Here is a 25,881-nt window from a genome sequence, read left to right as displayed (position 1 = left end):
AGGAGCTGTACTCGGTGTACTAATTCAAGCTTGAATTAGAATACAGATACAGAGTACTTCAGGTAGAAGCGATCGCCCTTCTCGTCGTGCTTCTGAGTTACAGTGCTGCTATCAGGACGCTCGTCCAGGCTGTAGTCATAGTGGTACCAAGCCAGAGACAGGCCTTCCAGCTGACCGTCGAAGGAGTAGGATACATAGCTGCTCCACTCACGGCGGTTAAACTTGCTGGTGTTCTTAGCGTCACGACCTTTCGCGGTAGCCAGGTCGATGCTCAGGCCTGGCAGGCCCAGATCAGCAAAGTTGTAACCTGCAGTCAGGAGGTAAGCTTTCTCACCTTCGTCAGAGTAGTCAGCCCACTGAGACAGGGAAGAGTTAAAGGTGCCGTGGTCACCAGCTCCGGTACCGCCAGCTTTCCAGTCACCATCTTTAGTGCGGTTATAGCCAGCACCAACGTAGGCATTGCCAACATTAAGGGTGGCGTTCAGGTTGTAGTAGGAAGATTCGTACTTGGCAGCACGGCCGTCGTCGTCAGCTGTGGCGTAACGTGCATCCATATCTACAGATACATCTTCAGATACTTCCAGAGTGTAAGCAGCTTTCAGGAACTTCTTCTTGTAGAGATCTTCTGCTTTCAGGTATTCACCAGTCAGGTCAACACCGGCAATGCTGTAGTTAGCACCCAGAATACGGATGTGATCAGTGCTCAAGTCTTCAGCCAGAGCGGAGGCGTTACGGCTGCTGCCTTCAGTGATGTGGGCACCGTAAACAGTGGCACCAGCAAAGCTGGCAGACAGATCCAGACCGTAGGAGCTGGCAGCCAGGATACGGGAGCCGGAGTTACCATACAGCTCGTAACCACGCTTCTTCACACCCAGAGTACCTTTCAGGTCTACACCACCCAGAGAGTACTTAGCTTTCAGGTAAGCCTGCTGGAAGCCTGCAATGTTGTTGGCTTTGCCATCAGAGCCTTTGGCTACGTTTGTGATTTGAGAATTTTTCTTGGTGCTAATGGAATCAGCAACGCCAATCGTTACAACTGCACCAACTACATCGTTGATGTAACCAGTGTCAAAGTCAGCTACCAGAGCTTGAACCCACTCATCACGCTCAGAGTCTTTTACAAACTGACCTGGGTTGTCAGAGTCAGGAACATTTTTGTAATCATAGTCTTCATCCCAGAAATAGTTCTTGTAGGTTAGCTTCAGGGAAGGATCAAAAGTGACAACTTCTGCAGCTTGTGCGGAAGTGGTCGCAACGGCAGCAGCGATAGCTGCGCTCAGTACGGATGCTTTCAGCTTCATTTGTGTGTCTTCTAATTGTTGTGTGTTTGTAATTATTGCGTCATCTCTTTGTAAGAAACGACGTGCGCATGTGAGCATATCAGAAGATTTTTTTGTTTTGCACGTACAAATGCGTATTTTTTGTCCGATCGGGCAAAAAAAATGTAACAAATTTTGTTTTGAAAAGTGCTGGTGCAGGAAATTTACTGAAAAAAACTTTATGCACCAAGTTGAATTATTTTTTGAAGAGTTTTTATAAAGAAATAAAAACGGGAGAAGCAAAGGCTTCTCCCGCAAGAGCGCTACACGGTAGATTCTGGAATTAGAATACTTCCATGGTGTAGGTCAGGTACAGACGGTTAACCTGCTGATCGTAGATGGTGCCCAGGCTATCGGAGTCACGCTCGCCTTCTGCAGTACCTTCAGCACGGTAGGTTACGTGCAGCCACTTAACAGCCAGACCTTCCAGTTGGCCGGAGAAGTTGTAGGAAACCATGCTGCCCACTTCCCAACGGTCAAAGTTGTCAACGTCTTTGGCATCTTTACCCTTGGCATACCAAACGTCCCAGTTCAGTCCAGCTACACCTTGATCAGCAAAGTTGTGACCAGCGTTCACGAAGTAGCCTTTTTCATCTTCCAGTGCATACATTTCCCACTGGTCAAGGCTGGAGTTAAAGGTACCGTTGTCGTCAGAGAACAGGCCATTATCGTAGTCGCCATCGGAGGTTTTGTTGTAGCCAAAACCAACGTAAGAGTTGTTGAAGTTCAGAGTAGCGTTCAGGTTATAGTACTTGGACTCAAAACCTTTCTCTGCGTACAGTTCACCGTCTTCTTCAACGGTGCCGTAACGGGCGTCCATGTCGATGGACATGTCATTGTTCAGAGGCAGAGTGTAGTAAGCTTTGAAGAATTCTCTCTTCATATAGTCTTTAGACTTGGCTTGCTCAGCGATAAAACCCAGACCGTTATCAAACTCGTAACTGCCGCCAACGATCTTGATGTTGTCAATCTGCTCGCCATCTTCGTTGGTCAGATCGTCGTTAAAGGTAGATTCTTCCCGCTGGTGGAATGCATCAATGTAAGATCCGTAAACGTTCATTCCCATGAACTCAGCACTTACATCGTAACCGTAGGAGCTGGCGTTCAGGATACGAGAACCGGAGTCACCATAGGTTTCGTAGCCACGCTTCTTCTGGCCAAAGCTACCAGCGAAGTCAATGCCTGCAAAGCTGTGCTTGGCTTTCAGATAAGCCTGGTTGAAGGCTGCAATGTCGTTTCCGGAGACGTTACTCTGGCCTTTGGATTCGCTCTTCAGGTCTTGTGCTACGCCAGCTTCAATAACAACACCGATCATGTCGTTAATGTAACCAGTATCGAAATTAGCAACGATGGCATGTGCCCATTCGTCACGATCGCCATCACTGTGCTTAACGTCTTCATCCCAGTAATAGTTCTTGTAGGAAAGAGTCAGCGTTGGGTCAAAAGTAACGGTTTCTGCCTGAGCAGTTGCCGCTGCAGCAGAGGCAGCTGCCAGTGCAAGCGCGAGCTTCTTCATGGTTAAACTCCAGTGTGTGTGTGCTGGTTTGAACCCTGATTCTTCTAACAAGAAAGAGGTATTCAGATACTGCGTGGAGATTAATGAAAAGCTGCTATTCAGGTCACGTTGATTGATTTGATGGGGTTATACGGGAATGAAATAAATTTTGAGGGTATTTATTGATTGAGATTATGGTTTTGTGGATATGTGTATGATGCAACAAAAAAGGGAAGGCCGAAGTCTTCCCTCAATTTTCGTGTTTTTAGTCTTCTTTATTAGAAAACAGAAACTGTGTACTTCAGGTACAAACGGTTAGAGCGGTCACGATCTTTAATGTCTTTATTGGTGATAGTGCTTACGCCATCAGCATTTGCTTGAACGTGTAGCCATGCCAGAGACAGGCCTTCCAGATCACCGCTGAACTTATAAGAAAGGTAGCTGCTGAATTCCTGACGCTCGAAATCGTCGGAGTAGTTGTCAGCATCATCACCTTCAGCATAAACCAGATCCAGACTCAAGCCAGGAACGCCCAGATCAGCAAAGTTATAACCAGCTGTTACAACGTAAGCTTTTTCACCTTCTTCGTTGTAGTCGTACCATTGAGACAGGGAAGTGTTGTAGTTGCCAGAGTTGCCCTGGCCATCATCCATGTAGTAGGTGCCATCTTTTACTTTGTTATACCCAACGCCAACATAGGCATTGTTATAGTTAACAGTGGCATTCAGGTTGTAGTAAGAGGATTCATGGTCATCAGCTTTAATGAAGCTTTCATCATCGTGGTCATAACCAAAGTTCTTTTGGCCTTCCATCTTGCCCCAGCGAGCGTCCATGTCGATAGATACATCGTCATTAACGGTATAGGTGTATGCAGCCTTCAGGAACTTACGCTTGGTGTAATCTTTTGCGTTGGAGTATTCACCGGTCAGATCCACACCCATCAGGTTGTAGTTGGCACCAAAGATTTGGATCTCATCAATTTTAACAGCATTAGCTTCGCTGTTCTGCGCAACGAGGTCGTCAGAGAATTTGGAATCTTCACGATTACTGGCGCCGGTGATTTGAGAGGAATAAACAGTCAGGCCGTTCCACTCAGCAGACAAGTCAGCACCGTTTGAGCTTGCATCCAGAATACGGGAACCAGAGTTGCTGAATAGTTCATAACCGCGTTTTTTCACACCCAGAGAGCCTTTCAGGGCTACCTCGCCAAGGTTGTACTTAGCCTTCAGGTAAGCCTGTTGGAAGCCAGCAATATCATTGGCTTTACCATCAGAACCTTTGGAGATGTTGGTCATACTGGTGTCGTCTTTTGTTTTCAGACTGTTTGCTGCACCAACAGTCACTACGGCACCAACCATGTCATTTACATAGCCGGTATCAAAATCAGCAACCAGAGCATGTACCCATTCGTCACGGTAGTACTTAGGCTTGCCTGAGTCTTTGCGGGCGAGATTCTTTTGCTTCCAAAAATAGTTCTTATAAGTGATGTCCAGGCTTGGATCTGTGGTAGTGATTTCTGCGGCCTGAGCAGAAGCTGCAGCTGCTGTAGCAACAGCAATGGCGAGTGCCAGCTTTTTCATGGGTTGACTCCAGATGTGTGTGCGTGTGTGTTCGCAAGTCGGCAGGGGTACAAAAAAACAGGGGTTCCCCGCCATTGATCTGGATTATTCATTTGCGTGAAATACGGTCATATCGTTTGGTTTTATAACGGTATGCATAAAGCTGATACCAATACGGATACTGCGGAGTGACTATCGAGTTATAGAATGTGCATATTCGTTTAATCGATGATGATTAACGGAACTTTCTTCTGGAAGTTGCAAAAACGTTAGGGACAGGGTGCGTAGTTAATGAAGACCGGTAGTAGAGACCCGCATGCGGTCAAGGTGTCACCGACCGACGATACAATCAGCCTAAACCGTTTAAATCTGAACTTGTTGCCCAGCCTTAAAGCTTTGCTGGATACCCGTAGTGTGACGGAAGCAGCAAAGCATCTTTGTGTTACTCAGCCAACAATGAGTCGTAACCTGGCGCAGTTACGGGAAGGCTTGTGTGACCCACTACTGGTGCGTGCGGGAAACAGAACAACGCTGTCAGAAATGGCACAGGCTATTCATCCCAGGGTTAATCGCCTGGTGGTAGAGGCTGCCAGTATTTTTGAAAATGCGACGTTTGATCCTTTTACAACAACCCGTCATTTTCGTATCGCTGGTGGTTACCTTCCGGTTCAGCAGATTCTTCCCCAGGCTATTTGCGAACTCCGTAAACTGGCACCGAACTTTACCTTTGAAATTGAACTGTTAAATGAGCATGTAATAGAAAAGCTTCATAGTGGTGAGGTTGATTTAGCTGTGGGGTATTCCGGAATGCCGCCATCGGGGTTGCGGAGTCAGGAGTTGATTCGTTATCGCCTTGGCTGCTTGATGAGTGCAAATCATCCGCTGGCTAACCGGGTGTTTACCATGGAGGATTTGAAAGAATATCCTCACCTGATTCAAACATCCGGTTGCTCAATGGCTCCACAGGTGCAGGCGTTCTATCACCGCTTGGGTATTGAGCCAAAAATTTCCAGTCCAAGCTTTGCGGCTACTAAATCTATTCTGGCGGGAAGTGATTACATTTCCTTTTATACGCCAATAAAAGACATGTTGGATGAAAGATTGGTGGTGCGACAAATTCCGGATAATACCCCAGAGGTTGAGCATCGCATGGTATGGCCAGAATACTGGAATGCTAACCGCTCCCATCGTTGGTTACGGGATCGCATTTATCAGTGCATGAGTCGTGTAATGGAAAAAGATTTGAAGCTGGTTTCCGTATCAACCAGCAGTTGGAGTGTTCCGGAGAGTTACAGTGATATGATGTAGCGACTATGGGTTAGCGCTTGAATTTATGAGCTGTAGCTGTTGTTTTTGAAAGTGACAGCTGCAGCTTTTTCATGTCGTGAACGACTTGTTGGCATTGGGCATTCTGCCTGGCCAGCTTTTCTTCCAGCTTTATCAGGCTGTTATTCATTTCCTTCAGGTTTTTCAACGCCTTCTGCAATTTATTTGTATATTCCTGTTCCGTGTTTTGTTGCGCCGTTTGATGGTCCATCTGCCTGAAATCCAACTCTTAACTGTTTAGATTTCAGCATAGACCAGTCCTGATAATTAAAGGGAAGATAAAAAGAAGCCCGGAAGAACCGGGCTTTGGAAAATAATAAATCTGATTTAGTGATAAAGGACGGCTGTATTAACAGGCATGGCAGCGACGCGATTGTTGAGTTCTGCCAATAGTTCTTTAATTTGGTTCTTCTCTGCGTCAATAACATCACTGGTACGCTTAACACGAAGTTCGCGGTGGCGTTCCATGGCTTCCATAATTCTCAGCTCTTTCTCACTGAAAACTTTGGCAGGTTCTTCCAGGGGTTGTTCAACAACTTCAGCCGGGGCTGGTTCTTCTGGGGTGGCTTCTGCTTGCTGGACAGTTTGGGGTGCTTCGGTAAGTGGCTTAACTTCTACCGCTTGTGTTCTTTTCTGTGTTTCCAGCTGGCTTGCAGCCTGAGCATCTCCAGCCAGAACACCATCTACAGCAGCGGTAATAGCGGCCAGTTGAGCGTTAATGGTGTCGTCAATGCTAACGTCCAGCTTCATGCTACCAGTGGTGCGGGATGTTCGCTTTGGATCGACAGGTTTTGGTTGTGCGGCTGCCTTTTGCTCTTCTTCTTTTGCGGCTGCGGCAAGAATGGCTTTAGCTGCAGCAACTGCATCAAAAGGGGAATTGTTGCTTGAGGATTTTTTGGCTGCCGGTTTGGCGGCTTTCGGGATGCTGGTCTGTTGGGAAATAGCGGGCTGGGCAGGAATCTCAGCCTTGATAACCCGACCTTTTGCTTCTGCAGGTTTGGTTTCTTCAGAAGATTTGGATTTTTCTTGCTCTACTGGAAGTTCATCAGAATCGCTGTCTGTGGCAAATGTATCCAGCAGGTCGAGCAGTTCTTTTTCAGCTTCTGATTTCTTGCGTCGAACCGGTGTTTTTTTCTTAATGACAACAACACTGGTCTTGTGACCACGAAGGCTGATGGCATTTAGGGTATCAATGGCGTCCTGCTCAAGCTCTGCAAGCTCCTGGCGATTGTCTGCCATGTCGTAGATTTCGCGGGTAAAGGCATCGCAGCCGTGGGTGCGAATATCACGGTAAAGCGGGAAATCAAGATTCTGCTCAGCAGCGGCCACCATTCGTTCCCATTGAGCGTCCAGATCGTTGCGGGTGGAGCCGACATAAACCTGATTGGTAATAGTGTTGGTGACGGTAAAGATTATCAAGAGGCTGCAACCCTGTTTGACTTGGTAATGACTGAAACGCGAGGCGCGCCATTATAGCGACCTTGACGAGAGTGTGAAGCGGGTTTTTAGTCAGTATTTCACGAATATTCCATTGCGTTGGAATTTCTGGTTATTGAATAGAAATAAGAATGTACGTTGTCGTATAAGCTGAAGGGGAAGGTGGGAAAGGGTAGATAGGAATGTTCGGCCTGAAAGGAGTTTCAGGCCGATGGTCTTGTGCGGTTATGCAGTGCGGCTTACGGAGAAGTTAGCAAGATCAATCATGGCCTGTCGGTGCGCACTCTCTTTCAGAGTGTTTACCGCATCCACAGCCTTTTGTGCTTCTTCTTTTGCACGCTTGGCTGTGTATTCCAAAGCTCCTGTGTCTTTGATTGCAGCCATCACCTCGTCGAGGTAGTCAAGGCCGCTACCGCGAATCGCTTTCCGGATAATAGCGTTCTGGTCATTGGTTCCGTTCGCCATCGCATGAATCAGCGGCAGTGTGACTTTGCCTTCGGCAAGATCGTCACCCACATTCTTACCCATAGTCTCGCTGTTGCCGGTGTAATCCAGCAGATCATCTACCAATTGGAAAGCCAGGCCGAGATTGTTGCCATAAGCTTTCAGTGCATCAGTTTCTTCTGGAGTGGCTTTTGCCAGAAGCGCAGCTGTGTGTGTGGATGCCTCAAACAGCATGGCGGTTTTGCAGCGAATCACTTCCATGTACTGCTCTTCGCTCAAATCAGGAGAACGCACATTAATAAGCTGCATGACCTCGCCTTCGGAAATAACGTTGGTGGCCGTAGCAAGGGTGGAGATGACATCCATATCGCCAATGCTGACCATCATTTCGAAGGAACGGGAGAACAGGAAGTCACCAACCAGTACGCTGGGGGAGTTGCCCCATTTGGCGTTGGCTGTGGATCGGCCACGACGCAGATCGGAAGAATCAACAACGTCATCATGAAGAAGGGTGGCAGTGTGCAGAAATTCAATAACAGCGGCAAGAGTGGCTTGTTGCTTGCCTTTGTAACCGCAGGCTCCGGCACTGAGTAAAACAAGTAAAGGCCTGAGGCGTTTGCCACCGGCATCTATAATGTAGTGGCCGATTTTTTCTACCAGCGTAACATCCGAGTGCAGCTGAGCCATGATGCATTCGTTTACGGTCTGGAATTCCTCTTTGACCGTAGAGTAGATACGGCGGAGATCGTCGTTCTGGGACATTAGTGGTGATACTTGTATGAATCTGGTAGACGGGGCTGATCGTATGGGGTGCCCACAGGGGTGTCAAGGAAATACACGGTCTGGAAAACGGTCCCGTACAGAGTATTGGCAGTAGATGTCCGCTTTGAGGGTTAGAACGGCTTGTTTCGTTGTCAGTCATTCTCTACAATGCGCGATCCGTTCTGAAAGTCTTGATAGCAGCTGTTTGTTATGAGCGATCAGGAATTTGGTAACTCATTGGGTCTACCGAAGTCTGGAATTCGTTACATGGGCGCTATCTCGGAAGCAGGCGGTTAACAAAAAAATTCCACATCGTGTGGATGCCTTTGACAAAAAGGCTAGGGTTTTCGGAGAATTCCATGTACGCAGTTATTAAGACTGGTGGTAAGCAGTATCGTGTAACCGAAGGGGAAACTCTGAAGGTTGAGAAACTGGACATTGCCACTGGTGAAGCCATCGAGCTGGACCAGGTTCTGCTGGTTGCCAACGGTGAAGACGTTAAGATCGGTGCTCCTGTTGTTGAAGGTGCAAAGGTTAACGCTGAGATCGTTGCTCACGGTCGTGGTAAGAAGGTGACTATCGTTAAGTTCCGTCGCCGGAAGCATCACCGTAAGCAAATGGGCCACCGTCAGTGGTTCACTGAAATCAAAATTACTGGCATCAGCGCCTGATTCGGAGGGTATTGACTCATGGCACACAAAAAAGCAGGCGGTAGTACTCGTAACGGCCGCGACTCGGAAAGTAAACGCCTTGGCGTGAAGCGTTTCGGCGGCCAAGTTGTACTGGCTGGCAACATCCTGGTTCGTCAGCGTGGCACCAAGTTCCACGCTGGTGAAAACGTTGGCATGGGCAAGGATCACACCTTGTTCGCTAAAGCTGACGGCAAGGTTGTTTTTGAAGTGAAAGGCCCCAAGAACCGTAAGTACATTCGTATCGAAGCGGCTTAATTGGTGTCTGGCTTTTCTCAGTAAAAGCCAAAAAGCCCCGCTTGCGGGGCTTTTTTATTATGTAAGTAACAAAAGTTTGCGCCCGGTTTATGTTAGTTATTTCGTATTTTTGCCCGGAGATATCTAACATAAGCCGACAGGCGCCTGGATTGATAGCACTGGCAGCTGTAGCGCTGGTGTGGAGGTAAAGAATGAAATTTGTTGATGAAGCCCATATTAACGTTGAAGCTGGCAAAGGCGGCAATGGCTGTGTGAGCTTCCGCCGTGAGAAGTACATCCCCAAAGGTGGCCCTGATGGGGGTAATGGTGGTGTGGGTGGCAGCATCTATATGGTGGCTGATAACGACCTGAACACGCTGGTGGATTATCGTTACACTCGTCACTACAAAGCTAAAAACGGTGAGCAGGGCCGTGGCGGCCAGTGCACTGGCGCAAAAGGTGAAGATACAATTCTGCGCGTACCTGTAGGTACAACGGTTGTTGATGAAGATACCCAAGAAGTGATTGGCGACCTGACTCTGGCGGGTGAAAAACTGCTGGTGGCTCGTGGTGGTCATAACGGAATCGGTAACACTTGCTTTAAGTCCAGCACCAACCGTGCTCCGCGAATCTGCACTCCAGGCAAGCCTGGTGAGGCTCGTAACATTAAGCTGGAGCTGAAGGTTATTGCTGATGTTGGCCTGCTGGGTATGCCCAATGCCGGTAAATCTACATTTATCCGCTCTGTTTCCCATGCCAAACCTAAGGTGGCGGACTATCCGTTTACCACGCTGGTTCCGAACCTTGGTGTTGTCAGCGTTCAGAAGCATCGCAGCTTTGTGGTCGCCGATATTCCCGGTTTGATTGAAGGTGCGGCTGAAGGTGCGGGTCTGGGAATTCGATTCCTGAAGCATCTAGCTCGCTGTCGCATCCTGCTGCATCTTGTGGATGTGGCACCGATTGATGGCACTGATCCGGTTGAGTCTGCCAAAGCCATTATTAATGAGCTGGAAGAATTCAGTGGGGCTTTGGCCAATCGTGAGCGCTGGCTGGTACTGAACAAGCTTGACTTGGTGCCGGAAGAAGAGCGTGATGCTTTGTGTGAGCGTATTACCAGTGAGCTGGGCTGGGAAGGCCCTGTTTATCGTATTTCCGCAATCAGCAGCGATGGCACTATGCAGATGTGCCAGAACATGATGACCTTTATTGAAGAGCGTAATCTTCAGGAAAATCAGGATGAAGAGTACGCTGAGGCTGAACAGGCACAGCGTGAGCGCATGGAAGAGGAGGCGCGTGTTCGCATTGAAGAACTGGCTGCTGAGCGTCGTGCCCGTCGTCAGGCTGAAAAGATGGCTGCGCAGGCTGAAGAAGACGATGATGACGAACATGATGTTGAAGTCTTCTACGTGCCATAAGCCATAACATGTTTTATTCCCGGGTAAGATGATATGTGGGGAGAGTGAAGTGGGTGCAGAAGTAAAAAAAAATAATAATCCTGAGGCTGCTCGCAGCCTGCTCTCTAACAGTCGTCGCTGGGTGATTAAAATTGGCAGTGCCCTGTTAACGGATGATGGCACCCGGCTGAATACCGAAGGTATTCATGGCTGGGTAGCCCAGATTGCTTCTTTGAAAGCGAAAGGTATACAACCCGTTCTGGTATCTTCCGGTGCAGTGGCTGCTGGGATGACACGGTTGGGCTGGAAGATCCGCCCCAAAGCCATGCATGAGTTGCAGGTGGCTGCTGCTGTTGGGCAGATGGGTTTATCCCAAACCTGGCAGAGCGCTTTTGCTGAGCATGGTATTGAAACCGCCCAGGTTTTGTTAACTCATGCCGACCTCTCCAATCGCCAACGTTATCTGAATGCTCGCAGCGCCCTGAATACCATGATGGGGCTGGGGGTTATTCCGGTTGTTAACGAAAATGATTGTGTAGTCACTGATGAAATCCGTTTTGGTGACAACGATACTCTGGGTGCTCTTGTTGCCAACCTTGTAGAAGCGGATGCTCTGCTTCTCTTGACTGATCAGGATGGCCTCTATACTGGCGACCCTCGAAAAAATCCTGATGCTGAGCTGGTGGATTTGCGTCATGCCAGTGATTCATCCCTTGATGCCATGGCTGGCGAAAGCAAAGGTGTGCTCGGACGGGGCGGTATGTTTACCAAGCTTCGTGCGGCCAGGTTGGCTGCTCGCTCTGGCGCCAGCACAGTTATTGTGGGTGGGCGCATTGAAAGTGTTATTGAGCGCCTCTATAAAGCCGAATCTCTGGGTACATTGCTTCTTCCCGATGAGGAGCGTACTGTAGCGCGAAAGCGCTGGCTGGCTGGTCATTTGCAAATGAAAGGCCGGTTGAAATTGGATGCGGGTGCGGTCAGAGCTTTGCGGAATACCGGATCAAGTCTTTTGCCTGTTGGTGTGAGAGGTGTTGAGGGTGTATTTCAGCGTGGTGAAATGGTGGTTTGTGTTGATGAGCATGGCCAGGAGATTGCCCGCGGTCTGGTAAATTACTCTTCGGAAGAAGTGGGCAAGGTTCTTGGATTGCCAAGCAGCCAAATGGCTTCAGTGCTTGGTTTTACTGGTGAGCCGGAACTGGTTCATCGGGATAATATGGTTATAGATTAACCGTTTTATATTTTTCTGATTTTAAGAGCCGCTCCAAGTATCTGGAGCGGCTCTTTGCGTTTGAACTACTTCTTTCCGGGTTTCTTGAGGAAGTGGTAGTTGCTCACCTTCTCTATTGAGTCCACCAGAGCTGGAGTCCAATGGCGTTCATTAATGGAGAGCTTTTTGTTATTCGCAGGAATCATGTAAACAGGTACACCCTCCGGATGGGGATTCTGGAACAGAGTGTTTCCCCACGTGGTTTTATTGTTGAGATACTCGTCCTCTACTTCTGCCAGAATCAGCCAGTTTTTGTTGTAGGCGCTAATTGCCTCGGCCACGTTTTTTTGTGTTCTGTTTTCTTTTGATCGGTAGTAAATGGCATCACGCCTTAGGCTGTCTGGCAGTTCAAGGCTGTTAAAGGCAATGGCAGGTATGTTGCAGGCCAGCCCGGCATATTGCGCTACAGCTCCCCCCAGTGATGACCCCGTTAGAATGATGCTTTTTATAGAGGGTATGTTTTTCAGGTGTCGGCATAAGCGTCTGGCTTCAGTGAGTATCTGATGGCGAAACCCATAGGCAATTTGTGATGAGGCTGAGATAGTCATCGCGCTGCGGTAGGTGGCGTCAAAATCTGTACCGGCAAAGGCAAGAATAACTGTACCGGTGGGTCTGTGGATAAATCCTCGAGCCTGCAGGCCGGAAGAGGAGTCTTCAAAACGTTTAGTGACTCTGGGTTTAAAGTGTTTGGTTGCGGCCACAGATAGATCAACGGCTTTGATTTGCTCAAGGTTGAGGAATTTCAAACGGTCAAAATTCCAGTGGTGGTCTGCCGGTCTGGAGCGCTCCAGCTTATAACTATGAGCCATATGGCTGGCCAGCGCGTAGGGGTAAAGGGCTTTGGCCTGAATGTTGTTAATGTTGATTTTGGGGTTGTCCTCATCCGTTGCTGGGGCCGCGCCCACAAGAGTGGCTGGGGTGAAGAAGTTGCCTGCCGGCAGACGCAAAATGCTTGGGCTGGCAAAGGTTGGCAAAGAAATTATCAATGCCAGAAGTGGTGCAATAAGTCGGTTTGTAATACGCATGGCTGTCCTTCCCTGGTGCCAAATCGGTCTGGTTTCTATCGGTTTTGTATTTCTTGCAGTTTCTTCTCAATCAGTCCGGATTTCATCAAGCCGCAGAGTGCTCTGTTGTTCTCTTCCCATATGCTTTTAAGGCTGTGTCTTTGCTTCAAAGTCGGGCTTTCAAAGGTTAAGACCGGAATATCCAGAATCTGGCTGGCGTAGCTGCCGAGAGAGCCGGGTGTCGGGTGTCCTTCAATTTCGTCCCGAACAATTGGGTAGTTATTGGCTTTATGGAGAAAGTTAAGAATTTCTTCGCATTCTCCATTGCTGTTTAAAAAAGGCTTCCATGAGTGGAGGCTGATGATGAATCCTGGTGGATATCTCTCAAACAATCTTAAAAGGTGCTGATTTTCCGGTTCGCTGCCTGCTTTGGTGCCGGGACTGTAACGGTCGCATCTTTGTTCAGGTATCCAGTTTGGGGCAGGTAGGTTGCGGTTGAGATCAACGCCATTGGAGTTGGTTCTGGTGTTGGCGATCAACCCGTCTGGATTGTGTTTGGGGATCGCTACAGTCGGAATTCCCGATTGTAGAAATGCTGGCTGCTCCATAAGGGTTTTCAGAAGGTGTACACCTTCTGGCTCATCACCGTGGGTGCCGGCAATGAGATAGCAGTAACGTAGCGCGCCACCCGGGCTGATCATGGTGTTGATCAGGCGTCCTTCAACAGACTGGCCGGGTTTTGTGGGAATCAGGTTGGGCATATCAGGATTTTCGGTTGATATGCTTCAGGCTTGAGGGAGGGGTGGTAGGTTTAGAGCAATAAATGAAGAAAATCAGGCAAAAGAAAAGGAGCCATTTGGCTCCTTTTCATAAGGCTTGCGAGGCGGCGAATTAAGCGGCCAGAGCTTTAACCTTAGCGTTCAGGCGGCTCTTGTTGCGAGCAGCTTTGTTCTTGTGGATCAGGCCCTTGTCAGCCATACGATCGATAACAGGAACAGCAGCAGCGTAAGCGGCAGTTGCAGCTTCGAAGTCTTTAGCTTCAACAGCAGCGATAACTTTCTTGATGTAGGTGCGGATCATGGAACGCTGACCAGCTTTGTGCTGACGACGCTTCTCTTGAGTACGTGCACGCTTCTTTGCGGATGGGGAATTTGCCATCTGGATAGCTCCTCGAAAATTCGGTTGTATTTAAAAAACGCGCAAATATGCCGGGTTGGTCAATTTTTGTCAATTTCAGGCAGCCGCGCCAAAGTGACATTGAATCAAGCCGGTGATTTGCATCCCGATGACACATTTCGGGAGATAAAAATACGGGTGCGCGGATTCTGGCATTCATGCCACCTTGGGTCAAGAGTATCTGCTGTCTGAGGTATGTCTCAAAACACGTATCTGGCCTGTATATCCCTGATGGTTTGAGTGAGTTCTTCGTATACGAGCTGGCGGAACCATATGTGCCCGGGATCCTTCATATGACGCTCATGCCAGATAATTGAGTAGGTAAAAGGCTGTTGATTGAGAGGCAAAGGAAGAATCTTCAGGTTGTAGTGGTTGGCGCAACTGGTAGCCAGACCGTAAGGAATGGTAAGTACAAGGTCTGTTGTAGCTACTAAAGCCAGGGCGGCAACAAAGTGAGGAACCCGCAGGGCGATACGTCTTTCCAGCCCCTGCTCTTCGAGGAGATGGTCAACCGCACCTTTGGTTTCGCCTCCCATTGTGATTAATGTGTGGGCATGGCTGGCATAGTTCTGAAGATAATTTTCGCTAAGTTGTGACTGGTTCACCAAGGGATGTGATGGGTTCACCACACAGACAAACTGATCTTCGCCCACGCCTCTGCCGTGGATCATGGAAGGCGCATCACTGACTGTGCAAACCGCCAGATCAATATCCTGCTGATCCAGTATGTGAACAAAGCGTTCCTTCCATGGTGTGATTTCCAGATCAACTCCGGGGGCCTCTTCTCTCAGGCGGCGAATAACTGAAGGCAGCAAAACCTGCGATCCGTAATCTGTGGTCGCTAAACGAAAGCGTGTTGTGGCTTTGGCGGGAATAAACTCAGCAGGTTCTATCAGTAGGCTCAGGTCTTGCAGAGAACGTTGAAGTTGCAGGGCAATTTTTTCTGCTCGTGGCGTAGGAGTCAGCCCTTTAGGGGTTCGAGTAAAGAGAGGGTCGTTAAACAGTTCTCTCAGGCGAGCAAGGTTCCGGCTGATCGCGGGTTGAGTCAGATTGAGCCGCCCAGCCGCTCGGGTGACATTGCGCTCTTCCAAAAGTACCTGGAGTACAGGTAGAAGGTTCAGGTCTTTTGATGAAAGGCTGGAAATACTCATGATATGACTTCTGGTTATATTGATTATGCATGCAATGCATTATATGCATGATGGTAACAGGAATAGAGTAGCCACGTCGCTTAGAACACAAACAGCCAGGGTGCTCCATGTATATCGAGAAGAATCAGAAAATCCATTTAGCCCGCCGCCCACAAGGTCTGCCAGTACCTGAAGATTTTGAGTTGGTATCCGAGACAATCGCTGAGTTAAAAGACGGTGAAGTGCTGGTTAAGAATCTGTGGATGTCTGTTGATCCTTATATGCGTGGTCGCATGACTGAGCGTAAAAGTTATATTGCGCCTTTTGCGATTGGGGAAGTACTGGAAGGTGGCGCCATTGGGGAGGTTGTTGAGTCACGTAATCCCAACTTCCCAGAAGGTACCAAGGTATCCAGCATGCAGGGCTGGAGAGAGTTTTTTATATCCAGCGGGGAAGGTTTGCAAAGCCTTCCTGAAACCGGTGTTCCCGTTCAGGCATTTTTGGGAGTGTTGGGAATGCCGGGTATGACAGCTTATACCGGGTTGTTGAAAATCGCCGAATTGAAAGAAGGTGACAATGTTTTTGTTTCGGCAGCGTCTGGAGCTGTAGGGGCGATTGTTTGCCAGATTGCCAAACTGAAAGGTTGTTATGTGGCAGGAAGCGTGGGCTCTGATGAAAAGGAATCCTATTTAAAAGATGAGCTCGGCGTTGATGCCGTAGTGAATTATAAGAAAACCAAAAACCTGAAAGCCGATATCGCAGAAGCCTGCCCAAATGGTATCGATGTTTATTTTGAAAACGTTGGTGGCGCTCATCTCGAAGCAGTACTTGATCTGATGAACGATTATGGACGTATTGCTGTATGCGGGATGATTGATCAATACAACGCGACTGCTCCAGTGGCAGGGCCTTCCAATCTTGCGCAATTGGTAATCAAAAAACTAAAAATGCAGGGCTTTATCGTATTTGATCACTGGGATGGCTATCCCGCATTTGTTCAAGAGATGAGCCAGTGGCTGCAGAGTGGAAAGGTGGTTGCCCGAGAAACTGTTTATGAAGGTATAGCTCAGGCACCAGATGCATTTATTGGCCTGTTCACCGGCAAGAATACCGGCAAGATGTTGGTGAAACTGGCGTAGTAACAATCTTCCGTTCAATCGCGAGTTACGAATATTAATAAAGGGGCGTTATGTGCTGTGGGTGTTTGTGTGTTACCCACAGCACATCACTTCTAAGAGGGGATATCTGTGAAAGTTTTATTTGTTCTTACATCTCATAATCAACTGGGAAATACAGGCGAAAAAACAGGCTTCTGGATAGAGGAGTTTGCTGCACCGTATTACACTTTTGCCGACGCCGGCGCTCAGGTAACACTGGCCTCTCCTGCAGGCGGGCAACCACCAATTGATCCGAAAAGTGCGCTGCCTGATTTTCAAACAGAGGCAACCCGTCGTTTTGATAATGATGAGGAGCTACAAGCCAGACTTTCCAAGACGATCAAGCTGGCCGATGTTTCGGCGGATGACTTTGATGCCATTTTTTACCCGGGAGGCCATGGCCCACTTTGGGATCTTACAAATGACAAAAGCTCAATTGCATTGATTGAAGCATTCGCGGCACAAGGTAAGCCCGTGTCTGCCGTATGCCATGCTCCCAGCGTTTTGCTGCATGCAAAAGCTGCCAGTGGTGAACCTTTTGTGAGTGGTCGGGCTGTTACCGGTTTTACCAATACGGAAGAGGCTGCTGTGGCTTTGACTGATGTAGTGCCTTTCCTATTGGAAGATGCCTTGGTAGAAAAAGGGGCTAAATACAGCAAAGGTGAAGATTGGGGATCTTACTGTGTGAAAGATGGCTTGTTGGTGACAGGGCAAAACCCAGCATCTTCAGAAGCCGTTGCTGACACGGTTTTATCTTTTCTTAAATAAAACTGGGAGCTGCTAAAAATGATTAAGGTTCATCACCTGAAAAAGTCCCGGTCGACTCGTGTTATCTGGCTTCTTGAAGAACTGGGGCTGGATTATGAACTGATAACCTACGATCGAGACCCTCAGACTAATCTTGCTCCAGCGGCATTGCGAGATATTCACCCACTGGGTAAGGCTCCTATTGTTGAGGATGGTGGTCGGGTTCTGGTTGAGTCTGCCGCAATTCTGGAATGCCTCCTGAATAAATATGCGCCAACACAGTTGCGCCCGAATCATGGGGCGAAGGAATATCCTGTTTATCTCCAGTGGCTGCATTTTGCCGAAGGTTCTGCAATGTTGCCGGTATTGCTGAATCTGTTTCTTGACGGGCTGGATGTTGGAAATGCACCCATTGTCGGTTATGCGCAAAAAGAAACAGCGCTCGATTTTTCTTATATCGAAAGTATTCTAAGCCAGTCTGACTATTTTGTTGGTAATGATTTTACGGCTGCTGACATCATGATGACGACGGTTCTGTTGTTCGCTTTGGAACGGGGGATGCTCGAGAGCTATACAGCGACGCAAGCTTACCTGAAGCGTATTATGCAGCGCCCAGCCTTTCAGAAGGCGGCTTCTCTCGGTTAAGTATTTGTTGACGATATGACGGGACAGGCTATGAACATGACAGGCAATTTAAAATGGTGTCGTCATGAGTCTGTCCCGTCGTTCATTTGTAAGTGCTACCGCTGCAACGGCTACCTGCCTTTCTCTGCCTTTAGCTTTAAAGGCTTCTGTCCCTCCGAAAGACACTCAGGCTGATAAGAAGTTTCGGGATTATGACTCTGCGCCAGAGCATGTCACCCGTTTCTATAAAGAGCATCACCAGAAGCAAACTCATCAGTTTGCCGTTGATCAAATGGAAAAGTACGGGAAGCTGAATCATAGCAAGGCAACAATCTGGGAGATGACCGAAAAGCTGGACAAGGTTCACGATAACAGTGACCCGGATATTAATTTATCCCAGATGGAGCATTCCTTTCAGGTTGCCCAAAGTATGAGAGCAAAAGGGTTGCCGGACTGGATGGTTCTCTCTGGTTTCATTCATGATCTGGGTAAAGCACTGGTGTTTTGGGGAGAGCCCCAGTGGGCCGTTGTAGGAGATACTTTTCCTACGGGTTTGACATATTCACCCGATATTGTTCTTTCCCACTTTCTGGATCAAAACCCGGATGTGAACAACAAAGACTTTAATACTGATTTTGGTATTTACCGCCCGGGGATCGGCTTGGATAAGGTTGTTATGACCTGGGGTCATGATGAATACCTCTATCAGGTATTGGCACACCAAACCAAACTTCCCGAAGAAGCGCTGTTCGCAATCCGTTACCACTCCCTTTACCCCATTCATACGGCCAAAGAACCCCGTTATCTGGCATTGATGAATGAAGCGGATAAAAAAATGTGGCCATGGGTTGAACAGTTGAATGGTCATGATCTCTACAGCAAAACCGATCAATCCTCACGCTTTGTTATGGCGGAGAACACCGATTATTACCGGAGCTTGATTGAAAAATACACGCCGGGAATCCTGCTCTGGTAAGCGGAGCGACTCTGTTGATTCCTATAGTTGTATGTACGTCTGGTATCCTGAGGTCTTAGGCAGGTACACTTTATTGATTTGATCTTCTCATTTTCTGGAATTTATGACGTCTGAAAAGCAGGATGCTGCTGAAAATAAGGCAGGCGGTGGCCTGTTACGTTCATCACTGGTTGTAGGAGTGATGACCATGCTGTCCCGTGTGCTTGGTTTGGCGCGGGATGTAGTGATTGCGGTGTATTTCGGCTCTCAGGCTGAGGCTGATGCATTTTTTGTTGCCTTTAAAATTCCGAACTTTCTGCGCCGTCTTTTTGCTGAGGGGGCGTTTTCTCAGGCTTTTGTTCCGGTTCTTTCGGAATATCGCACCAAGCGGCCAAAAGAAGCTGTTCAGGAGTTAGTGAACAGGGTTGCGGGAACGCTGGGAGCAACACTCGCCCTTGTTACAGCTCTGGCGATGCTGGCAGCACCTTTACTGATCCTCGTGTTTGCTCCAGGGTTTCATGCTGAAACGGAAAAGCTTGCCCTTGCCGGGGATATGCTGCGCATCACCTTTCCTTATCTTCTGCTGATTTCCCTGACCGCTTTTGCAGGCTCCATTCTTAACAGTTATGGAAAGTTTGCGGTTCCTGCCTTTACGCCAGTACTATTGAACCTGAGTCTGATTGGTTCAACGGTTTTGCTTACCCCTTATTTTGAACAACCTGTTATGGCTTTAGCCTGGGGCGTAGTCATTGCCGGTATTTCCCAGCTGCTGCTGCAGATTCCATTTCTAAAACAAATTCAGTTGTTGCCCAAACCTCTTTGGGGTTGGAAAGATGAAGGTGTTCGCCGGATTCTGAAACTTATGGCTCCAGCCATGTTTGGTGTATCTGTGGCTCAGATTAACTTGTTACTGGATACAGTGCTGGCATCGTTCCTGCAAACTGGCAGTATTTCCTGGCTTTATTATTCCGACCGTTTAATGGAACTGCCACTGGGTATTTTTGGTATCGCTATCGCTACGGTGATTCTGCCAAGCCTTTCCCGTCAGCATGCTTGTGATGACCCGAAGGCATTTTCTGCAACTCTGGATTGGGCAGTTCGTCTGGTTCTGCTGATTGGCATTCCTGCAGGTATCGCGCTGTTCCTTCTGGCAGAACCATTGATTGCCACTTTGTTCTATCACGGACGTATGGAAGATCGGGATGTATTAATGGCGGCCATGAGTCTGCGAGCTTATGCCGGAGGGATGCTGTTTTTTATGCTGATCAAGGTTTTAGCTCCGGGATATTTTGCCCGTCAGGATACCAAAACCCCGGTAAAGATTGCTGTGTATGCCATGGTTTCGAATATGGCGTTTAATCTGGCGCTGGTCTGGTCGCTTCAGCATGCAGGTTTGGCACTAGCAACATCACTGTCGGCCGCCTTGAACGCTGGTATGTTACTTTGGGGGCTGGTGCGTACAGGTGTGTTCAAAATACAGAAAGGTTGGGGACTTTATGCGTTCCGCCTGGTGATAGCAAATACTGCTATGGCGGCAGTGTTGATCTGGTTAGTCAATTCACCAGATGTATGGCTCGATTGGACGCTTTTGGAGCGTATTGAAAACCTGGTTGTTCTAGTCACTGCGGGTCTTGGTGCCTATGGGGTGACGTTGATTGCTTCTGGGTTGCGCCCGCGAGACTTGATGGCTAGATAGCTTTTTCAGCCCCCTTCGAAGGGGGCTGAATCTCTACTCCTCAATAATCATTCCATCGAATACTTCGATATAGACACCAAAGTCCATTGAGAAAATTCCATCATTCTTTAAATCCATAACTTCGCCTGGCCGGTGGGGATTTACAGGTTCTCCCTTTCCGTGGGGAGAGCGTAGGGTGATCGTATTGCTTTGCTCGTCAAAGTTCAGAACACTGTATCCGTGACCATCCACAAGGTCTTTAAAAGGGGGAAGGACGGAAGCTTCTGGAGGTCGTTCGTATAAAACGGTGACCATGACTTTATTACCTCTTTGGGCGGAAATAACCTGCTCTCGAATGGATTGATACTCTTTTGCCTCAAAAGCTATTCCTTTGGCAGAGTTTCCTGTCAGCAGCTTAATAGCCTTGGATGCATGATAGGCGGTCAGGTAATAGTCGATATCCCGGTCGTCAAAGAAAAGTTGGAATTGACCAGAGGAGTCCTTTTTACTGATGTGCGCTTCGGCCGCATTTGGGGCTGGTTTTTCGCTTCTTTGCTCATGAAGAAGAACGGCCTGCTCCAGAACGTTAACCCAGGAGCCACCTTGTTCGCTGGCTTTAGCTCCGGCGATGATGTGGGTCATGTTTGATCTGACCAGTAGAGGGGCTTGTGATGGAAAGTTCACTGTAAATGAACCATCTCCATTATCCTTAATCATCTCAAAGAGGGCCTGCTTTCCCCGTTGGGAGTGAGCCAGAGAAGATATGGCAGAAATGAGCGCGCAGTCGCCAATTTTACCCTGAAAAACTAAAGATGAATCGATGGATTGGATACCGCGAGGATGCAGGCCAGCCTGATACGCTTGGAAGCCTCTTATGAAAGATTCGGAAAACTGGAGCCTGTCGATTCGGTTTAGAAACAGTTTGATATCCTGGTGAGTCAGCCCATAGTTTTCATGAAAGTACGTGTCATGGTTTAAACGGCTTACGGCGTCAAAGCGTTGTAGCATGGTCCATAACAGAGTCTGGGTATAGATGCCGGCCTGGCTTGCAATAGGATTATCTTCCAGCTCATCTTTTGTGACAAAGCCATCTCCGTCCTGATCAAGGTCGATAAAGAAATCGGCGCTGTCAGGTATTTCCCGGGTTAGCAGCCCTCTGTACGTTTTTCCTTCATGCTCATCAGTGTCCTGTAATGCAGAGGCTGGAGTACTGATGAAGAGCATCATCAGGATAGCCCCCAACAGGGAGGGGAGATTCTTCATAGAGGGGCTCCGTGATTCCGTGGAGTGTTGTTAGGCGTGTCAGAACGACATTTTCCTTGCCTGCTACTTGTTCAGACATTTTTCTGAAGAAGGAGTTCTTCCTATACGTCTGGAAGATTATTCGACCTTGGTCTGACTCTCGAGTGAGCTTTTCCCCTAAAGACGGCCGCCAGCCATGACTTTTACTTGCTTTCCTTTATATAATCCTTCGTTTCGTTCTGCGAGCTGATAGTAATCGATGGAGAGTCGATGCAGTTGATTCGAGGGCACGGCGCCATCACAGAAGAGCACCGTGGGTGTGTTGCCACCATTGGTAACTTCGATGGCGTTCATCTGGGTCATCAGGATATTCTTGCGCAGGTGCGCGAACTTGCCAGAAAGGAAGGCGTGCCAACCTGTGTTATGGTGTTTGAGCCTCTGCCCCGGGAATACTTTTCCCGGATTTCCGGTTCAGATGATAATCCGCCTGCCCGCATACAGACTTTCCGTGACAAACTGGAAGCACTGGAGCAAGCCGGTGTGGATCAGGTGTTGTGCTTACCTTTCAACGAAGCATTGCGCAGCCTGACCGCTGATGAATTTATTCGTCAGGTTCTTGTTGACGGGCTGGCCATACATCATCTTGTGGTTGGGGACGATTTCCGGTTTGGCTGTGATCGCAAAGGTAACTTTGAATCTTTGCAGGCTGCTGGTGAGCGCTATGGTTTCACTGTAGACCATACCCGTACTGTGGTTGTAAATAGCGATCGCGTCAGCAGTACTCGTATTCGACAATTGTTATCCGATGGTGATTTTGCCGAGGCTGAAAATCTACTGGGTAAACCATTCTCGATTTCTGGTCGTGTCAATCATGGGCAGAAGCTGGGCAGGCAGCTTGGCGTCCCTACAGCTAACCTGCGTATTGGTCGGCGTCACTGTCCGGTACAGGGCGTATATGCTGTTCGGGTGCATGGGCTCGATAAAGTTTATGGTGGTGTCGCGAATATCGGTATGCGTCCCACGGTAAACGGTAAGGTTGAGCGACTGGAAACCCATCTGCTGGATTATGATGGCGATCTGTATGGCCGCAGGATTTCCGTGGAATTTGTTAACAAAATTCGCGGCGAACAAAAATTTGATCATCTCGATAAACTGAAACAGGCTATCGAGAACGATATTGCCCGGGCAAGGGTTATTCTGGCCGGGGTTTAAAACTTTTTAGGTGCTGAAGGTTCTTCGGGAGCCGAAGGTTCTGGCCGCAACCAAAGTGAAGCAGCAATTCGCTGATTGAGCAGCCTTGAGCTGAGTAAACAGCCCTGAGCTGAATTTGTATTTTCTGGTAAACGACTGATGAGCGATTACAAGCCTACGCTAAACCTGCCGGAAACCGCGTTCCCAATGCGCGGTAACCTGGCAAAACGTGAACCTGACATGCTCAAACGCTGGCAGGAGATGGATCTCTACGGAAAAATTCGTGAAGCGCGTGCCGGTCGTGACAAGTTTATTCTTCATGATGGCCCTCCTTACGCTAATGGCGATATTCACATTGGTCATGCGGTAAACAAGATTCTGAAAGACATCATTGTTAAGTCAAAAACAATGAGTGGCTTCGACGCACCCTATATTCCTGGCTGGGATTGTCACGGTCTGCCTATTGAACACAAGGTAGAAACCAAGATTGGTAAAGCTGGTGACAAGGTTGATTACAAAACCTTCCGCCAGAAGTGCCGTGAATATGCAGCGACTCAGGTTGATGGCCAGCGTAAGGACTTTATCCGTCTGGGTATTCAGGGTGACTGGTTCAATCCTTACCTGACTATGAACTTCGAAACCGAAGCTGACATCATCCGTTCTCTGGGCAAGATCGCTGAGAATGGTCACTTGGTAAAAGGCTACAAGCCTGTTTACTGGAGTGTTGTTGGTGCTTCCGCTCTGGCTGAAGCGGAAGTGGAATATCAGGATAAGACTTCTTTCCAGATTGATGTGCGTTATGCCGCCGTTGATCAGGATGCAGTACTGAATGCCTTCGACCGTGATGAAGATGGTGAAGGTGAAGTTGCAGCAGTTATCTGGACCACCACTCCCTGGACTCTGCCTTCTTCTCAGGCGGTCACTGTTGGTGCTGATTTAGGTTATGCACTGGTTCAGTGTGAAATCAGCGGCGAGCCTGCCCGTCTGGTTCTGGGTGAAGAGCTGCTGGAAGGCGCTATGCAGCGTTACGGTTGCGAAGATTACAAAATCCTCGGTCGTACTGTTGGTGCCAAGCTGGAAAACCTGAAAGTTCATCATCCGTTCTACAGCAAAGAGCTGCCAATCATTCTGGGCGACCACGTAACCACCGATGCGGGTACTGGCTGTGTTCATACCGCACCTGACCATGGTGTGGATGACTTTAATGTTGGCAAGAAATACAACATTGGCACCCTGAACTATCTGGATGATCACGGCACTTTCCGCCCACAGGTAGAGATGTTTGCCGGTGAGCATGTTTACAAGGTTGATCCAAAAGTTGTTGCGGTTCTGGAAGAGAAAGGCCGCCTGCTGGCTCAATCCAAGCTGGAACACAGCTATCCACACTGCTGGCGTACCAAGACTCCGCTGATCTTCCGTGCGACTCCTCAGTGGTTTGTCAGCATGACCAAAGAAGGTCTGCTGGATACTGCTATGGCTTCTCTGGAAGGCGTGAAGTTCACTCCTGACTGGGGCCGTAACCGCATGGAATCCATGCTGGGTCAAAGCCCTGACTGGTGTGTATCCCGTCAGCGTACCTGGGGTGTGCCAATCACTCTGTTTATCCACAAGGATACCGAAGAGTTGCATCCGCAGATTGCCGAGCTGGTGGAAAAGGTTGCTCTGCAGGTAGAGAAAGAAGGTATGGATGCCTGGTTCGACCTGAACCCGGAAGACATTCTCTCTGCTGAAGATGCCGCTAACTATGTGAAAGTAACGGACACTCTGGACGTATGGTTCGATTCTGGTGTGACTCACCACTCCGTATGTGACCGTCGCGAAGAACTGCAAACTCCTGCTGACCTGTATCTTGAAGGTTCCGACCAGCACCGTGGCTGGTTCCAGTCTTCTTTGAAGACCGGCATCGCTATGAATGGCGTACCTCCTTACAAGGCGTTGCTGACCCACGGCTTCACTGTAGACCCTAAGGGTCGCAAGATGTCCAAGTCTCTGGGTAACGTTGTTCCTCCTCAGAAGGTTGTGAACAGTCTGGGCGCCGATATTCTGCGTCTGTGGGTATCTTCTACTGACTACACCACTGAGATGACCGTTTCTGACGATATCCTCAAGCGTGCAGCAGACAGCTACCGTCGTATTCGTAATACCGCCCGTTTCCTGCTGTCCAACCTGAATGGTTTCAACCCTGAAACTGATGCGGTGGACTGGAGCGAAATGCTGCCACTGGATCGCTGGGCTGTAGATCGTGCTCTGAAATTGCAGGATGAAATTCTGTCCAGCTACGATTCTTACAGCTTTGTAAATGTTTATCAGAAGGTTCATCACTTCTGTGCGCTGGATCTGGGTAGCTTCTATCTGGACATCATCAAAGATCGTCAGTACACCACTCAAACTGACAGCCTGGCTCGTCGCAGCTGTCAGACAGCCATGTTCCATATCATGGAAGCCTTTGTACGCTGGATTGCTCCTGTACTGAGCTACACCGCTGATGAAATCTGGCAGGTTATGCCGGGTGACCGTGGTGAAACTGTCCACACTCAGGAATGGTATACCGGGCTTGTAGCTCTGGGTGAAACCGAGCTGTCCCGTGAATACTGGGAGCAGGTAATGGTGGTGAAGACCGCCGTAAACAAAGCCATGGAAGATGCCCGTAATGGTGGTGCTATCGGTGGCAGCCTGCAGGCAGATGTGACTCTGTATGTTTCAGACGCACTGAAAGCACAGCTGAAAAAGCTGGGTGATGAACTGCGCTTTGTTCTGATCACTTCCCGTGCTGATGTGGCCTCTCTGGCAGATGCTCCTGAAGCCGCGGTTGAAACTGATGTGGCTGGTCTGAAGGTTGTTGTTGGCAAGTCTGCTCATGAAAAGTGTGAGCGCTGCTGGCATCACCGTGAAGATGTTGGTTCCAACGAGAAGTACACTGACCTGTGCGGTCGTTGTGTTACTAACGTCGAAGGTGAAGGTGAAACCCGCCACTACGCATAAACAGAATAATTCTGTTCAATAAAAATGCCGACACGTTTTCACGTGTCGGCATTTTTTATGGGGGCGACT

General features: G+C 48.6%; 23 protein-coding genes. 12 read left to right on the top strand and 11 right to left on the bottom strand.

The genetic code is table 11. The features are described from left to right. Positions 1-35: 35 nt before the first annotated feature. The 3 genes from ACY2RR_RS21665 to ACY2RR_RS21655 form a co-directional block, all read right to left on the bottom strand. Positions 36-1,301 (bottom strand): OprD family outer membrane porin, encoded by a 1,266-nt coding sequence (locus tag ACY2RR_RS21665; RefSeq protein WP_490110279.1) that lies wholly within the window; start codon positions 1,299-1,301, stop codon positions 36-38. Positions 1,302-1,602: 301 nt separating this feature from the next. Continuing rightward, positions 1,603-2,835, bottom strand: a complete 1,233-nt coding sequence (locus ACY2RR_RS21660) for an OprD family outer membrane porin (RefSeq protein ID WP_490110278.1) — start codon at positions 2,833-2,835, stop codon at positions 1,603-1,605. Between the two features lie 257 nt (positions 2,836-3,092). Beyond that, the gene (locus ACY2RR_RS21655) at positions 3,093-4,394 is read right to left on the bottom strand and encodes an OprD family outer membrane porin (RefSeq protein ID WP_490110277.1); all 1,302 of its coding nucleotides are present in this window, start codon (positions 4,392-4,394) and stop codon (positions 3,093-3,095) included. Between the two features lie 270 nt (positions 4,395-4,664). Between ACY2RR_RS21655 and ACY2RR_RS21650 the strand changes: the two genes are divergently transcribed. Next, positions 4,665-5,681, top strand: a complete 1,017-nt coding sequence (locus tag ACY2RR_RS21650) for a LysR family transcriptional regulator (RefSeq protein ID WP_490110276.1) — start codon at positions 4,665-4,667, stop codon at positions 5,679-5,681. Between the two features lie 10 nt (positions 5,682-5,691). On the opposite strand, the gene ACY2RR_RS21645 is transcribed toward ACY2RR_RS21650, so the two are convergent. The 3 genes from ACY2RR_RS21645 to ispB form a co-directional block, all read right to left on the bottom strand. Then, a complete protein-coding gene (locus tag ACY2RR_RS21645; RefSeq protein WP_490110275.1) occupies positions 5,692-5,910 on the bottom strand; it encodes a hypothetical protein in 219 nt (72 codons plus the stop codon). A gap of 116 nt (positions 5,911-6,026) precedes the next feature. Next, positions 6,027-7,118, bottom strand: a complete 1,092-nt coding sequence (locus ACY2RR_RS21640; protein ID WP_490110274.1) for a GIY-YIG nuclease family protein — start codon at positions 7,116-7,118, stop codon at positions 6,027-6,029. 243 nt (positions 7,119-7,361) lie between these two features. Continuing rightward, positions 7,362-8,342, bottom strand: coding sequence for an octaprenyl diphosphate synthase (gene ispB / locus ACY2RR_RS21635; RefSeq protein ID WP_490110273.1), 981 nt, complete (start codon positions 8,340-8,342; stop codon positions 7,362-7,364). 359 nt (positions 8,343-8,701) lie between these two features. Between ispB and rplU the strand changes: the two genes are divergently transcribed. The 4 genes from rplU (at position 8,702) to proB (ending at position 11,890) form a co-directional block, all read left to right on the top strand. After that, positions 8,702-9,013 carry a 50S ribosomal protein L21 gene (rplU, locus tag ACY2RR_RS21630; protein WP_490110272.1) on the top strand — a complete coding sequence of 104 codons (312 nt, stop codon included), beginning with the start codon at positions 8,702-8,704 and terminating at the stop codon, positions 9,011-9,013. Between the two features lie 18 nt (positions 9,014-9,031). Beyond that, positions 9,032-9,289 carry a 50S ribosomal protein L27 gene (gene rpmA, locus ACY2RR_RS21625; protein ID WP_490110271.1) on the top strand — a complete coding sequence of 86 codons (258 nt, stop codon included), beginning with the start codon at positions 9,032-9,034 and terminating at the stop codon, positions 9,287-9,289. A gap of 191 nt (positions 9,290-9,480) precedes the next feature. Further along, entirely contained in the window at positions 9,481-10,683 is a 1,203-nt protein-coding gene (cgtA, locus tag ACY2RR_RS21620) for an Obg family GTPase CgtA (RefSeq protein ID WP_490110270.1), read from the top strand. A 49-nt stretch (positions 10,684-10,732) separates the two neighbouring features. Continuing rightward, the gene (gene proB, locus ACY2RR_RS21615; RefSeq protein ID WP_490110269.1) at positions 10,733-11,890 is read left to right on the top strand and encodes a glutamate 5-kinase; all 1,158 of its coding nucleotides are present in this window, start codon (positions 10,733-10,735) and stop codon (positions 11,888-11,890) included. A gap of 65 nt (positions 11,891-11,955) precedes the next feature. Here the strand turns inward: proB and ACY2RR_RS21610 are convergent, their stop codons facing one another. The 4 genes from ACY2RR_RS21610 to ACY2RR_RS21595 all read right to left on the bottom strand — a co-directional run bounded on the left by ACY2RR_RS21610 (position 11,956) and on the right by ACY2RR_RS21595 (position 15,260). Continuing rightward, positions 11,956-12,954, bottom strand: a complete 999-nt coding sequence (locus ACY2RR_RS21610) for a Tle-like phospholipase domain-containing protein (RefSeq protein ID WP_490110268.1) — start codon at positions 12,952-12,954, stop codon at positions 11,956-11,958. A 35-nt stretch (positions 12,955-12,989) separates the two neighbouring features. Continuing rightward, entirely contained in the window at positions 12,990-13,694 is a 705-nt protein-coding gene (locus tag ACY2RR_RS21605; protein ID WP_490110267.1) for a M14 family zinc carboxypeptidase, read from the bottom strand. 130 nt (positions 13,695-13,824) lie between these two features. After that, the gene (gene rpsT / locus ACY2RR_RS21600; RefSeq protein WP_490110266.1) at positions 13,825-14,091 is read right to left on the bottom strand and encodes a 30S ribosomal protein S20; all 267 of its coding nucleotides are present in this window, start codon (positions 14,089-14,091) and stop codon (positions 13,825-13,827) included. Between the two features lie 218 nt (positions 14,092-14,309). Then, positions 14,310-15,260 carry a LysR family transcriptional regulator gene (locus ACY2RR_RS21595; protein ID WP_490110265.1) on the bottom strand — a complete coding sequence of 317 codons (951 nt, stop codon included), beginning with the start codon at positions 15,258-15,260 and terminating at the stop codon, positions 14,310-14,312. A gap of 107 nt (positions 15,261-15,367) precedes the next feature. Here ACY2RR_RS21595 and ACY2RR_RS21590 point away from each other — a divergent pair, with 107 nt between their 5' ends. From ACY2RR_RS21590 to murJ, 5 genes are all read left to right on the top strand, one after another. Continuing rightward, positions 15,368-16,378, top strand: coding sequence for an NADP-dependent oxidoreductase (locus ACY2RR_RS21590; RefSeq protein WP_490110264.1), 1,011 nt, complete (start codon positions 15,368-15,370; stop codon positions 16,376-16,378). Positions 16,379-16,486: 108 nt separating this feature from the next. Then, entirely contained in the window at positions 16,487-17,164 is a 678-nt protein-coding gene (locus ACY2RR_RS21585; RefSeq protein WP_490110263.1) for a type 1 glutamine amidotransferase domain-containing protein, read from the top strand. An 18-nt stretch (positions 17,165-17,182) separates the two neighbouring features. Beyond that, positions 17,183-17,788 carry a glutathione S-transferase family protein gene (locus ACY2RR_RS21580; RefSeq protein ID WP_490110262.1) on the top strand — a complete coding sequence of 202 codons (606 nt, stop codon included), beginning with the start codon at positions 17,183-17,185 and terminating at the stop codon, positions 17,786-17,788. A 64-nt stretch (positions 17,789-17,852) separates the two neighbouring features. Further along, on the top strand, positions 17,853-18,743 hold the full coding sequence (locus ACY2RR_RS21575; protein WP_490110261.1) for an inositol oxygenase family protein: 891 nt from the start codon (positions 17,853-17,855) through the stop codon (positions 18,741-18,743). Positions 18,744-18,846: 103 nt separating this feature from the next. Continuing rightward, a complete protein-coding gene (murJ, locus tag ACY2RR_RS21570) occupies positions 18,847-20,418 on the top strand; it encodes a murein biosynthesis integral membrane protein MurJ (protein ID WP_490110260.1) in 1,572 nt (523 codons plus the stop codon). 33 nt (positions 20,419-20,451) lie between these two features. Here murJ and ACY2RR_RS21565 read toward each other — a convergent pair whose 3' ends face one another. After that, a complete protein-coding gene (locus ACY2RR_RS21565; RefSeq protein ID WP_490110259.1) occupies positions 20,452-21,660 on the bottom strand; it encodes a calpain family cysteine peptidase in 1,209 nt (402 codons plus the stop codon). Between the two features lie 249 nt (positions 21,661-21,909). Here ACY2RR_RS21565 and ribF point away from each other — a divergent pair, with 249 nt between their 5' ends. Together ribF and ileS are read left to right on the top strand one after the other, a co-directional pair. Next, complete coding sequence (ribF, locus tag ACY2RR_RS21560) at positions 21,910-22,851, top strand: bifunctional riboflavin kinase/FAD synthetase (protein WP_490110258.1); 942 nt, start codon at positions 21,910-21,912, stop codon at positions 22,849-22,851. 138 nt (positions 22,852-22,989) lie between these two features. Beyond that, entirely contained in the window at positions 22,990-25,812 is a 2,823-nt protein-coding gene (gene ileS, locus ACY2RR_RS21555; protein WP_490110257.1) for an isoleucine--tRNA ligase, read from the top strand. Positions 25,813-25,881 lie beyond the last annotated feature (69 nt).

This window comes from Parendozoicomonas sp. 2304DJ65-17 (assembly GCF_058148445.1).
Note: the sequence above shows the minus strand (reverse complement) of the source record. Positions and strands in the feature narration are given on the sequence as shown.